The sequence below is a fragment of the Verrucosispora sp. WMMA2121 genome (assembly GCF_027460185.1).
GTDB classification, from domain to species: Bacteria; Actinomycetota; Actinomycetes; order Mycobacteriales; family Micromonosporaceae; genus Micromonospora; species Micromonospora palythoicola.
This window is the reverse complement of the sequence record NZ_JAPZBH010000006.1, coordinates 1,748,731-1,761,954: the sequence shown is the minus strand read 5'-3', so window position 1 is coordinate 1,761,954 and position 13,224 is coordinate 1,748,731. Positions and strand designations below refer to the sequence as shown.

General features: G+C 63.0%; 7 protein-coding genes. 4 read left to right on the top strand and 3 right to left on the bottom strand.

Annotated features, from left to right (window positions below):
* The first annotated feature begins 213 nt into the window (after positions 1-213).
* On the top strand, positions 214-1,293 hold the full coding sequence (locus O7605_RS16950; RefSeq protein ID WP_269740079.1) for a hypothetical protein: 1,080 nt from the start codon (positions 214-216) through the stop codon (positions 1,291-1,293).
* On the opposite strand, the gene O7605_RS16945 is transcribed toward O7605_RS16950, so the two are convergent.
* Together O7605_RS16945 and O7605_RS16940 are read right to left on the bottom strand one after the other, a co-directional pair.
* Positions 1,290-2,225 (bottom strand): hypothetical protein, encoded by a 936-nt coding sequence (locus O7605_RS16945; RefSeq protein ID WP_269740078.1) that lies wholly within the window; start codon positions 2,223-2,225, stop codon positions 1,290-1,292. The two genes, O7605_RS16950 and O7605_RS16945, sit on opposite strands and share 4 nt — an antisense overlap.
* 325 nt (positions 2,226-2,550) lie before the next feature.
* Positions 2,551-2,934, bottom strand: coding sequence for a hypothetical protein (locus tag O7605_RS16940; RefSeq protein ID WP_269740077.1), 384 nt, complete (start codon positions 2,932-2,934; stop codon positions 2,551-2,553).
* Between the two features lie 542 nt (positions 2,935-3,476).
* On the opposite strand from O7605_RS16940, the gene O7605_RS16935 reads away from it, so the two are divergent.
* From O7605_RS16935 to O7605_RS16925, 3 genes are read left to right on the top strand one after another with little or no spacing between them, the layout of a single operon-like run.
* Positions 3,477-5,039 carry a hypothetical protein gene (locus O7605_RS16935; protein WP_269740076.1) on the top strand — a complete coding sequence of 521 codons (1,563 nt, stop codon included), beginning with the start codon at positions 3,477-3,479 and terminating at the stop codon, positions 5,037-5,039.
* Entirely contained in the window at positions 5,036-6,544 is a 1,509-nt protein-coding gene (locus O7605_RS16930; protein WP_269740075.1) for a hypothetical protein, read from the top strand. Before O7605_RS16935 ends, O7605_RS16930 begins: the two co-directional genes overlap by 4 nt.
* Positions 6,541-11,241 carry an ATP-binding protein gene (locus tag O7605_RS16925; protein ID WP_269740074.1) on the top strand — a complete coding sequence of 1,567 codons (4,701 nt, stop codon included), beginning with the start codon at positions 6,541-6,543 and terminating at the stop codon, positions 11,239-11,241. The genes O7605_RS16930 and O7605_RS16925 overlap by 4 nt, the downstream gene beginning before the upstream one ends.
* A gap of 4 nt (positions 11,242-11,245) precedes the next feature.
* On the opposite strand, the gene O7605_RS16920 is transcribed toward O7605_RS16925, so the two are convergent.
* Complete coding sequence (locus tag O7605_RS16920) at positions 11,246-13,219, bottom strand: Druantia anti-phage system protein DruA (RefSeq protein ID WP_269740073.1); 1,974 nt, start codon at positions 13,217-13,219, stop codon at positions 11,246-11,248.
* Positions 13,220-13,224 lie beyond the last annotated feature (5 nt).

Genomic DNA, 13,224 nt, shown 5'->3' with positions numbered 1-13,224 from the left:
AGCCTCCAAGCAGCAGCCCCAGCCAGCTGGCGACGGCGCCCAGCGCACCACCGGCTCTGGCTAGTCAATCGACGAGTGCATCGAGGAACTCAGCCATGCCCGTGCCTGAGCGTCCGGAGGCGAATTCGCTACGGCAATTTGGCCAGCATGAACGCGTCCCGCATAGCGAGTGGGATCGTTAAGGAGACGGTGATGGAGGTGACACCGGAGCTGGTGCTCGACCGGGTGAGAGCGGCGCATGGCCGGCTCAAGCTGGAGGGCTTGGACGAGGAATCCCTGGCCGCGTGGCGACACGCGGCGAAAGTTGCCAAGCTGCGGTTGCTGCGAGCCGGTCCGCACCGGCTGCGCAGCTGGTCGTTTCCGGGTGGCATGTCGCTGCTGCTTGTGGAGGTCGACCGCCGGGGCGTCGAGTCGCCCGCGTTGGCGCCACCGGATCAGCCAACCCGGCAGTGGGTTCCGCCTCCGCGTCCACGGCCCCGGACCCAGGAGTTCCTCGGCCGGATCGTCCCGGTCCCCTCGACGGTGCGCCGCCCACACCCGATCGTGCAGGACCTCACCGAGGCGCTGGACTTCCCCGAGCGGATGATCTACCAGCACCGGCCCTACCTGATGCCGAACAAGCGTCGGCCCGTGCAGCGGATGCGCCAGATCTGGCAGGCCATCATCACCGAGGCCGAGTTCCGCGGGTACGAGACGCTGTTTCGGCACAACCGACGGGACCACTACGACAACGGCCAGCTGATCCTGCGCATCGGCCGGGATGAGTTCCCGCTCCAGCTCTACGGGGAGCGCGGCAAGCCGCTACAGCTGACGATCAAGGAAGTGCACCCGGCGCGGCGCCGCGGCTACGACACCTGGACCGACACCGCCGACCAACCCCTGCACAGGCAACTCGGCGAAATCTTCACCCACATCGAGCGGTGGGCCGACCTCCTGATCGCGCGCCGCGAGGCCGAGGAGCGCCGCGAACAGGAGCGCCGACGGGAACGGCAGCGGCGGGAAGATGAGGCCCAACGCCAGTTCACCGAGGACCACCGCCGCAAGACCATCCAGGCTCGTATTGGCGAGCGGCAGTTCGCCGACGACGCCCGCGCCTACGCGGCAGCGCTAGCGGCGGTCGCTGACGACTTGGAGCCCGACCGTGCGCAGGAGGTGCGGGCCTGGGCGACGTGGATCTTGCAGCATGCCGACCACGTGGATCCCCGGCTCAGCCGGGAGGGCATGCCGGCGACGCCAAAGCCCGAGCGCGATGACCTGCGGCCGTACCTGCCTGCGGGCCACTGGCACTACTAGCCGTGGTACCAGCGGCGGTTCGGATGCCACGGTTGATAGGGCGGCGCCGCAGAGGCAGTCCTCCCGACGTGCTGCTGTCTCGATGTCGGCACGGCCACCGATGACGGTGGGTCGCTGGGAATTCCGGGCGGGTCGGCCAGCGGGTCAAGGTCATCGGCGTAGGTGTGTGCCCACGCCAGCCACGGGTCGTCGATCCGCATGCCGCCGTTGACGAGATCTGCGCAGTAGGAGCGTATGTCCTCGGCCAGCAGCCACGCAGCCACCTGCTGCCGCAGGATCTGGTCGCGGTGCGCCGTCACCACCCGGTCGCGTTCCTGCTGCAGCCGCACCTGCTCCGCCCGCGCTGCAGCTTCGCGGCGGTCACGTAGCCGCCGGCCACGTTGGCGCAGGTCCGTCAGGACGGCGGGCAACTCGTCCTCAAGCCGCTTGCGGGCGTAGTCCTTCCACTCGGCCACACCGGCGTCGGCGTCGGTGACCGTGAGCACCAGGCGCAGCATCCAGCGGGCTCCCTTCTCCTCCCGTACCCGCACCTCGAGCGGCTGTTCGTCGACGACCACGCTCAGCAGCGCGTCCGTATCGAACCTGACGGCCCATTCCCGCTTCTCCGCCTCCAGACACAGCGCCTGCAGGAGCAACAGCGTCCGGGAGCGGTTCTCGTCAGACTCCGGTAGGCGGCTGGGCTGCTCACGCAACCGGTCGATGACTGGATGAGGATCCACCAGGAACTCGGGGACCGGCACTGATGAGCGACTTGCCGGCAGGTACTGCTTGCTCGGGTGGCGGCCCCGCCGTAGCTCGATAACCAGGTCACCGGTGTTGCGGCCGCGGTGAACCAGATGCCAGCCCTTGGGCACATGTCCGCCAGACCGCAAAGCATGGATGAGTCGACGCCAGGCCGCTCTCACCTGTTCTGGGGGGTCCAGAACCTGCACAGATCCTTCCGCCTTCTCTAGCAGGTCCAACAACCCCTGTACCGAGGCGGGCGGCCTCGTGGAGCCGGGTAGGACCTCCATGCAGCGATGCTTGCACACCTCTGTGCGGCTACGAGGGAGGCTGGCGGCTGCTTCGCGACGACCTCTGGTCGGGTAGGGCACACAGGAAGAGGAAGTGGCCGAACGCGCGTCATCGGCTGGGCTGTGGAACCTTGACGCTCATCTCCCGCCCCCGACCGCTGCAGGCGGGTACTGAGAAGGCCGGCAGGAAGCTTCTGATCTGCGTGCTGGCGTGCGTGGTGTTTCGGCCAGCAAGGAGTTGCGGTCAGCGACGACGCACGGCAAACGTGATTCGCTTCGTCTTCGCTGGCTCCCTGAAGTCAAGTCCGGTGCCGTCTTCGAAGGTCATTCGTCCGGTCGGCATAGGTGTCCCGGCGGCCGGACTCCATGCGGTGGTCTCGCGCAACGCCGCCATTTTCCCGGTCCGCTCAAGGTCGACGGCTATGACGTGGACGCGGCAAACCACGTCGACCCGCCGAGCGTCGTCTTGGGCGACCAGGTCCACGATCTGGTCGCCGACGAGGTCGTCGAGCGAGGGCGCCAAGGTTTTTAACGAGTTGACGCCGTACACCCGGAAAGACTCGATCTTCTTACCCGCGACCCACTCGCGCGCAATGTTGACTTCTTGTGCAGCCAGCGCTCTTCCCACGGGCGGTCTCCGATCTCCAGCCTGACGATCGCCAGAGCACAGCCTACGGGTCCTGTCTCCCTGGTACTGGGGGGTGATGTCATCCGGCCCAACACTGCGGAACCGATCATGAGAAGTATGGCGAAAAACGCAAAAGCATTTTTTCTGCCAAAACCAGACTAATCAAATCTAATCGACTTGTTTCAAGGCCTAACCCGCTAATCCGCTGACCGATCCCAGGGCATCTAGATCGCTTGCACCGAATGTCAGACGTGGGCGATACCGTGTCAGGTACTACTCTGTCGGGGTGTGCTGACCGCGGTTGCGCGGTCGACCCCTCGTTAGTCAGCCCTCTGCAGCAGCGAGAAGCTTATGGTGGTGACCTCGATGCCCCGTCCGCATGAGCCTGTGCCTCAGCAGCGGTTGGCCGACCTCTCAGCATGTACCTGGGAACGGGCGGTTGCTGGGTGACACCGAGCGGTGAGAGTGCGCCAGTTTCGGGCGGCAGGGACGCCACCGGGTCCCTCGGAAGCTCGGCGGCCTCTCTTCAAACCAGTGAGTTCGTGGAACGCCTGTACCGCAGCACCAACAGCTATGCGGACCGCTTGACCGCCGAAGAACTCGGTTGGATCGATGTGGACCTCGGTCTCAACGATCATGTCCTGGGTCTGGCTCGCGCCCACCATCAGATCATCATCACGGGTAACCCCGGTGACGGAAAGACGCACCTCATCGAGCGACTCAGGCCAGCGTTAGAGGCGGCCGGGGCGGTTGTTCTTACCGATGCCAACGAATTGTCCGATGACAGCATCCTCTCTCGCTGGCGCGACTGCGACCGCGACCGTCGAGCCATGGTGCTAGCTATCAATGAGTGGCCGCTTTTCGTGCTGCGTCGCCATCCGTTGGCTGTCGACTTCGAGCCACTCAGGGCAGCGCTTCGGCAGGTGCAGCAGGCGGTGTCATATGGCCGGGAGCCTGTGAAGGATGTTGAGGGTCCCGTTCGAGTCCTCGACCTTAGCCTGCGAAATGTGCTTGCTGCGCCCATCACACTCGAGGTCATCGCCCGTCTAACCGATGATCGTTTCTACGCCAGCTTGTCGCCAACAGACCCGGCCGTCGTCAACCGCGAGGCATTGCGCCATCCTCAGGTTCGAGAGCGGATCGCCCTGATGCTTGCGGAGGTTGCACGGCGAGGCCACCACGCAACAATGCGGCAGTTGGTCGGCTTCGTGGCGTTCCTGATCGCCGGAGGGGCAACGGCTGCGGTCCGGCTCGCGAGCCAGGGTTCGCACCGATACCACTACGCGCAGCTTGCCTTCGAAGGCGGCGTCGGACCGCTGTTCGATGCTGTCCGGGAGGTTTTCGACCCCGCTGCCGTAACGCACCCCCGGCGCGACACAGAGCTCTGGCAGGGGACCACAAAGGCAGAAGAGTGGATCGACGGGCTCCGCCCGTCTGCCATACAGCCGATGCCGGCGGATGACCGAGATAACGAGTATCGCGCGCTCAAGCGGCGGTTCTTCTTTGAGCACCGTGACGGTCGGTCGCTTCTCGACCTCTTGCCGAGCGACGAACGCAGCTTCGACAGGCTGGTCACGGACGGTAACGGAGCAGGTGGAGGCGTTGTCCGGCAACTGCTTCTAGCAATCAACAGGTTCTACGAGCCAGACTGCCCCGATAGCGACCGCGAACGCCTCGTCCTCTGGCAAAGCCACCGCTTCGACGTCAGGGCCCCAAGCACGTTCCTCTCCCTGCACGAGGTCCACCATGGCCGATTCGAGGTAGATCCACCCAAGCTGGCTCCGTGGGTGGACGAGTGGTTGCCCGATGAGCAGCGTCTCGTCCGGACCTTCGCCCTCACCGCTACAGACGAGTACGGCGTGGCGGTCGCCAGCCTCTTGGTCGATCGCGCGTTGTACCTAACGCTTACCGAGGCCAGGTGGGGTCTCGGGCGAACGAGTTGGTCGCGGAGCGCAACTCGGCGCATCACACGATTTGTCGACAGCGTGCACAATTCCGTGGGGCCGAGCAAGACAGAAGTTGTCGATGTGCGAATCCGCAACGTGGAGAAGAATATCGAAGCGAGGTTCGAAATTCAACGTCATCCGGCGAGGTACCGACTGTGACAACGGACCTGAAGACGTTCCTGAATGACCTTTACATCGCCGAGTTCGGACTTGTTCCCACCAACAACTCAATCAAACCTGTGCATGTGGCCAACGGCCTCGGAAGGGCGTTGACGGGACGCGCATATGACTCGGACGCACTAGCCGAATTTCTTCGGCCATCAATCCTGAACCAGAAGACACGTGAGAAAGTCGAGCGCAACCCGAATAGCGCAATCCTTGAGCGTTACGGCGAGGCGATCACCGGTCGCGATGGTGAAGTCATCGATCGAGACTCACTTAGCACGTTGCGGAACCTTGCCGAAGGCGTGCTGGGGACAGACAAGGCCGTATTCGGCGAAGCGGCACGCTCCTCATACACCCTGTCCAACGAAACACTCCTCACCCGTGACCCATCGGATCATCGCTGCGGCATCTTTCTGGCGCGTTTACTGACGGCTGGGCATGAGGCGGATGCCGCCATTCATATCCGTGAATTACTGTCAACTGACGACGACCCGTGGTCGATGCTGGCAATGCCGATGGCAAAGCTCGCTAAACCGCAGGGCGTTGACACCGCAACTGAAGCCGCAATGCAGCATGCCTATGCCCCCATGATCGTTGATGATGCAAGCACGCCTGTTCTTGCTTCACCTACCCTCACCAATCTTCGCCGCTCCTTTGACCGTCTCGCCCGTTTCGAGCGAACCAGCGGTTCGAAGTTGAATTCCCTTCGAAGGCTGGTGACATTCGCCTGCTTCGCCGTACACGTCCATCTGATCTCCCGTTACTCCGAGGCTGTTGAAGGCGCTCCACGCTCCCCGATCCTGCTCGACATGTTCGATGGCTCCCGCACATCCCTGCGCAATGCATCGCGAGCATCTTTTCGGGCTGCGGGCGACACGATCGAGGCGTTGATGCTGCTTCGTATTCGAGAAAGACTTCAGCCGCAGGTCAGTGCCCTCGGGGCTGAACAAGTGATCGCAGGCCTCCCCACCAAGGTTCAGGACCGGGTCCGGCAGGGCTTCGATGCGTACCGTCACGACGACCAGGTGTCCGAGTTGGAAGCCATTGCTGAGGCGTTCTGGCAAGTTGCCGCGGAAGAGAAGAACCATCCGCGAGGCTTCCTGGCAGACCTTGGGCGCCGCGCTGGTTACCTCACTCCTTGGTCCGTCGCCGGCCGTGGCGGCAAGCAGCAAAAGCGCTATGGGATCAACGCCGAATTTCTCGAAACGCTCGTTGCGGCCACTGTCGATCCAGAAAGGCCGCTCGACTTTCCGGAGTTTCTCGACGAAATTCGCGCGAACTATGGAATCGTAGTCGGACAGCGCTCCGATGACCAGATCGTGCGATGCAACAACCTGGCACAGAAGCCGTTCGGGACGCCAACTTCCGTAAGCGAGGAGGAGTTGCGACTCAACGTCGAGGCATTGCGGAGGGCAATGCTTGAGGCTGGCTACGCGAAGGCGTTCGCCGACGGGCAGACCGTCATCACTACCGACCCAAAGAGTTTGGCGCTGCTATGACGACGATCGACCCTCGGGAACAGCTAGTCAGCGGGCTGCTGTGCCGCAAGATTATTGAGCTGTACGGATCGGTGGGCGTCCTTGTTCGGGACATTCCGCATTTCGACGCACGCACTGTGCTAGCCCGGCTGAGCGGGATCCTAGTCAGGTCCGACTTGCGGGTTGCGTTGCTGTCGAGCGATGCCCTGGCTCTGGCCGCCGAGGTCGGCATGCCGGCAGATAAGTTCACCAACAGCGTCCAGCGAGCCGAGCAGTGGCGTAATGACAGAAGCCTTGAGGCGACGATCGTGGTGATCGCGGCCGGAGATCAGGCCCGGCTTTCATCGCTGCAAGATTTCGCTCCCATCGGCCCGGTCGAGCTCAAGGGTCTACTTATCAGGCAAGCACAGCAGCAGCTCGCTGGCGCCAACGATGTACTCATCAGTTGGTGGAAAAGGCTCGGCGGCGACCGCAACATCTCTTTCGGCCAACTTCTTGACTACTACACCTCATTGCCAGACGGGCCCGACCAGGCGATGGAGTTCAAACTGAAGTCGAGCCGGGAACTTCCGCGCTTGGGCCTGCTGGCAGACCCGAAGCTGTTTGACGACGCGAGCGACCGGGCGGTCGCCAATCGCATTCAGAGGAACCGCGATCTGGTTGGTCGGCTCCAAACGCTGACGGAAAAGGACCGGCGTGCAATCGCCGAGAACATCGCCAAGGAGGCCGATCCGAACCGGCGGGCGGCCCTTCGGCGCAGTCTTCGCCTCCTTCGGCAGCTGCGCCGCGGCGAGTCGGCGGATCAGCTCACCGTCGCTGACGCCGAAGATCTCTTCTCGGTCCGCCGGTGGCAACCCCCGCCCCTGCCAGCAGACCATGACGCGGTACCGCAGACTGGCCCCGTCATACCGCCAGATACCAGCACCCAAGGCTCTCACCCCTCGGGCGGCGTCGCGGATGATGGGAGCGGCAATCGGCCGCTCGACACGCCGGTTTCGGCCTCGACTGTCGCTGCGGACGCATTGCTTTCCGGTGACGCGTCTCTTCAGGATGATCTCGACGCCGCCGTGGAGTCGGCTGCAGGGGTCAGCGAACTCGACAGCGGGGGGACTCCCGTCGGCACGGAACGATGGGAGGACGAGCTTCCCTCCGGGATCATCATCCAAGGGCAGGTCTCCGGCGAAGTCGTCGACATCGTGACCCGGCTCGTGGGCGTCGGTCGTTACGGGGGCTGGATCGACGGGAACGACGGCGACATCTGGGAGAGAATCCGCGGCTACCGGGGTGAAGATGACCTCAAGGCAGAGTGGACCAGCCAGCAGATCCTTGAATTCCTCGATAGCCTCGACGACGACGCTGGCCGGGAACTACGTGCGCGATTTGAGTCGTTCGACAAGGCTCGAGACAAGATCGTGGGGTATGCGGGTCGTCTGACAGTCGAGCCCCTTGCGGTGGCGGCGGCACGGAATTCAAGGGTCGCGATCTGCGACTACGTCGAGCGGTATCACGACCTATTAACGTGCATCGGCAACACGTACGGGAAGCTGTTTGCGGAGTACACCCAAGATGTCAATCAGGTTATCTCCCAGATCTTGAAGCTCGACACCATTGCCTTTGGGTCTGGCCTGACTACGATCGCGATGCTCACGCCCCTGCATCCCTTGTACCTGTGGCGGTATTCTGAATTCGCGCGCATCGTTGTCGCTCAGCGTGACCGGCTCAGCGCACGCGACCTCCAGTTGGTAAGGGACTCGGCGGGAAAGCTGCCGAACTTTCTGACCAGTCTTTGCCTCCCAGATCTGACGCCTGACACGCCACAGGTTCTGCCTCACGTCAGCGACATCGGGCATCTTCCGTACTTCGCGGTTAAGCAGGAACGAAGTGTGGGGCAAGACGGCTATGCACAGATTCGTCGCATCGTCGAAGCGTTCCTTGAAGCACACCCTCCAGCGCGCCACGGGCTCCGCCTGGCGTTGCTGGACCCGCCCGGCCCAGGGCCCTACCTGAAGCTGTTGACCGACCTGGCGTACAGCGAGAAGATCCAGGGCGCTCACCTCACCGTGCTCTACAAGGGCCGCAACGCTGGAATACAGTCGCTCGAACTTGATGACGACGACGAAGCACGGGTGGCGCAACTTTTTCACGCGACCGCAGAGGATCGACGCTTCAGTTTCGAAGTGCGCGCGCTGCCGGCCGAAACCGTGAAGCCACCGGCAGGCATGCTTGCACACGTCCTGGTGGCATTCGACCAATCGGCGGGTATGCAGGATGCGCTCAGCTTCATAGAGCAGCCGGTCCAGCCCCTCGCGATGCCTCAGCGACTTAAGTACCGCGTATTTGCCAAGACTGTGGACCTGGAACCCGCGCCAGGCGGGCCCTTCGCCGCCTATTTCACGGTTGCCCAACTGATTGCCAAGCAGGCACCCGCGTCACGCCTCGCCGTGCGACAAGATGGCGACGTGCGGGAACGCCTCAAGGCCGTAGCGGCAACGGCACCGTGGTTCGTCCTGGCCGATCGGCACGTCGACCGAGACCTCATGCTCGGGAAGCTTCAGGTCTTCAGTGGTCGCGATCGCACCCGTGAGGTAGTTGCATTCGCCGACGCCACCGACCCGTTCCGGCGAGCGCTGCGCGAGGTTGTCCGTCAGTACAACACTGCGGTCAGTGACGCTGACCTTGACGAACTCCTGCAGGAGCTAACAGAACTTCTCGACGTGGGTGCCTTGACACTCACGCCTGACCTCGAGCGCCAAGTTGACCAGAACCGGACCAAGGGCTTGCTTGGAACGCTCATCGTGGCGCGGTGGTATAAGAAGAACCGGCCCGCGGATCGCAAGCGTCTGCTCATCAGCCTTGATGATGACATGGCCCGTAGGTGGCTGCACCTTCACGAAGACGCCCGAAGGGCCGACCTGCTCGGGATCGAGTACAGCGAAGAAGGGTGCACCATCACCGTCTTCGAGGTGAAGACGATGCAGGACACGTCGGCTGAGTTTCATATTGATGGCGACACTGCCACGGGGCCGGCGGTCAACCAGGCCCTGTCCACCGGCATGCTGCTTCGTGACGTGTTCAATCCCGACCGGGCGGATGAGCTCATCACTACGCCAGCTCGCCGGGAGATCCTTCGAGCGCACGTGTATCGCGAACTCGCGAAACGCGGCCACGACACCGACGAACGACGGGCCTGGGCAAGTGCCTCGCAACGGCTATTCGAAGGCGAGGTGCCTTTCACCATCGAGCTGCATCTGGTCGAGGTCTCCATCGGTGTGGACACGGAGTCACTACGACCGCCCAGGCGTGTGAGCGCCCAGGCCACTAGAGGTCGCACGTTCCCGCTCACCGTGACGCAGCTGAACGAATCCGGCGTAGGCGCGCTTCAGCAGGCCGTCCCGCCCGTACGTGAGGTGCCCAGTCCGCCGGAACAAGAGACGCCACCAAGGACGGAAGCTGACAGCCCTTCGCCTACTGAAGTAGGGCGATCAGTCTCTGCTCCCGCCGAGACGACCCTTGCGAGGTCGGCGTCTAACAGGGTCGCAGCCCCTGAGGCCTCGGTAGCAGCAGCGTCGTCGTCGGCTGACCGGCCGCGCGCGTTTCTTGGTGAAGCTGCCGGGCAGTACGGCAGGCCGGTTGAGGTCTGGTACGACCCGCAGCGTCCCGACCGTCCGCTGGCCAACGGCCACATCGCAATCACTGGTGAGACCGGCAGTGGCAAGACTCAAGCCACCAAAGCGATCCTGCGCGAACTCATGGCGGCGCCGAACGGTCTGCCGGCCCTGATTCTCGACTTTAAGGATGACTACGCGGGCGTGGAGTACACGCGTGCCGAGCAGCTGTCCATGTTCGACGCCAGTATTGGGGGGTTGCCCTTCAACCCGTTGGTACCGCCGACCGATCCTACCTCAGGCCGGGCAAACCCAATGTCGCACGTGCATCAGCTCGTCGGCATCCTCAAGCGGATCTATCGCCTGGGGGATCAGCAGGCGTACCATCTGCGTGAAGCAATGAAAGAGACCTATACGATCCTGGGCCTCGACGGTAGAGCCTTCACACCAGCATCGGACCAGACCTATCTACCGTTTGACGCCATCCGTGAGGTGCTCGAACGTGAAGGCCATGATGCGCTCATCGGGCGCCTGTCGCCTATCTTTGATCTTGGATTGTTCGCCGGCGATGGAGACGGCGCCACGCTCGAGCAACTGCTCGACGGGCGTTCCGTTGTCCGCCTCAGCCAACTGCCCGGCGAGGAGGTCAAGAATGCGGTGGCGGAATTCCTGTTGATGGCCCTCTACAACCAGCTCATCCGACGCCCGCAGCCGCGGGTGCTGAAGCGGCTTGTCGTGCTGGATGAGGCATGGCGTCTCGTCCAATCACCCTTCCTGGAACCTCTCATGCGAGAGGGCCGGGCGTTCGGCGCAGGTGTCGTCATCGCCACGCAGTACCCGAAGGATCTGCCCGATGCAGTGTCTGGCGCTACGGCGACGAGGCTGTTTTTCAGCCAGACCCAGGTCGACCAGGTCCGTGCGGTCCAGAAAGCCCTGGTCGGAAAGACCAGCGGTTCTGAAGCCGAACGCTTGGCTGATGCAGTGAGATCGATGGCTCCCCTTACTTGTTTTGTGCAGAACGCCCACCAGACGCCGTACACACGAACCTCAGTTCGTCCCTACTACGAGCGCATCATCGATGTTGACCCGGTGCCACACGATCGCCTCTTCTAGGCAGTCAGTACAGCTCCAGCTGCTCATGTTCACCGGCGGTAAGTGGCAAATCGGGCAGTGTGACGCGTGCACCGTGCCTGACCGGTCTGGTTAGGCGGTGGGCCGTGACCGCCTCCAGCACCGCTGGCGACTTACTGCGTGGGTGGCACCACCGACGCATCCACCATGCGGAGATGGCGTCCACATCCGCGGTGCTCTTACGACGGCGGAACTTGTAGCTCGGCTCCGCGTCGCTACCGAGTAGGTAGGGCAAGAGGTTGTCCACCAAGCTGATGCCGTAGATGATGCGTTGACGCCCATGCTGCAGCAGGGTATCCGACGGCCACTGCAGGAGGTCGAAGCCGTGACGGACCTTGCGGAACTTCGGGTTCACCCCTTCGCCAAAGATGCTATTGACCCGCGCACCGCGTGCGGTCTGCTCCGCAAGACGCACCAACGCTCGCACCGATTCCGCCGATAGGTGCGACGTGCCGAACGACTTCGACCGGCCGAGCTGGCGGAACTCGATAGGCGAGAGCCCGCCGAGGACCTCGGGCGGGATCCGGATCCGGTTGTACTGGCTGGCGCCCGAGCCGTAGAGCGAGGTCGTTCCGACGAAAACAAGGTTTGACCGCCGACGGATCGGTCGACCGGCCATTGATGACGCGATCTCACTGGCATAGGTCGAATAGCGCCGGTGGTAGGCCTTGACGACCGTTGGGCTGACCGCCAGCATGCTGACGAGCTTGCCCCCCAGCAGCGCGTTATAGGGAGCGACAGCGCCGCATACGGTGAGATCGGCAATCTCGGTTCCTACTGCATCGGCTTTCGCCCTACGCAGTACGGACATGATCGCCCGCCGGGCCTTCGGGCTGTCGAGCGCGTCGGACAGCCCGGTGCGGCTTGCCTTTGGGTATAGGTAGGGCGCGAACGCTTGTCGAGCGCTGAGAAGATCGGCCAGTGCCAGGCAACGCTTGCTGCGGAAGAGGTCGGATTCGGCACGTCGACGCCAGCTTTTGACATCGTCGGCGTCGTGAACCTTTTTGAAGTCCGTCGCCTTGACGAACCGGTGATGATCTCGGCGGCGAGTTTCCGCCTCCTTCAGCAATCGCTCGATTGCATCCGTGGTGGGATTTTCCCACAGCGTGGGCCAGTACAAGCCGTCTTTAACCAAGTCTTCGACATGCAGTTCTTCCAACGCTGTTTGCAGTCGGGCGGTAATCCACCGAGCCATCCGCAGAGTCGGGGCGGCGCGCAGGTTTTCAAGGAACACTGCCGGTTGCCAACCGATCCAGTCATCGCGTTCCGCTAGTTGTACGACCGCGCTGCCAAGTGCGGCGATTCCAATTACCGGGTGGAATGGGGCTGCACGGTCCCGAATTAGAATCATCATGGTGCGCCCGGGAGTGCTCGTGTACTGATTAGACCAGGTGTGACGAAAGTACCGCCAAATGTCCATGAGCCTGAAACCAGTCTGCATGCAGCGCTCACTACTGGACACTACCTGTACGTATGGGTCGATCACTCCACGCAACCGAGCCAGATCCGCGTCTCCGTCGATCTCGAGAGCCTGAAGAGCCGTCGAAAGTTCCTTGCCATCTCTCATAAGGCTGAAGATCGATACGAACTTACCCTCGAACTCCCGCGGCTTCTCCATGGCAGCGATGAAACGACGCACCGACGGGATGGATAGCTGCTCATCTCGTTTGATGAGTTCCTGTCGCCGTACTCGACTCTTCTCCTCGACCGGATCGGCGACTCCAAGCGGCGGAGCGATGGCCACCTCGTGGTCATCGACCCGCACGTTCCAGCCTTGACCAACAAGATCAATCAGAACGTGGGTGGCGGCTGTGAGCGCGGCGTTGTCCTTCGCGAGGCAACGTTCCCGCGCGGCCTGACGTGCCGAAGCGTCATCGGTTGCCAGCGCACGACCAAGCGCCACAAACGCCCGCCGCTCAGCGGGTTGACACTCTGGCGGGCAGGGGAGCGAGTACCACATCTCGA

Bases quoted from the DNA above. Each gene is read 5' to 3' on its own strand.
- O7605_RS16925 (WP_269740074.1), top strand. From the start codon at position 6,541: ATGACGACGATCGACCCTCGGGAACAGCTAGTCAGCGGGCTGCTGTGC.
- O7605_RS16920 (WP_269740073.1), bottom strand. From the start codon at position 13,219: ATGTGGTACTCGCTCCCCTGCCCGCCAGAGTGTCAACCCGCTGAGCGG.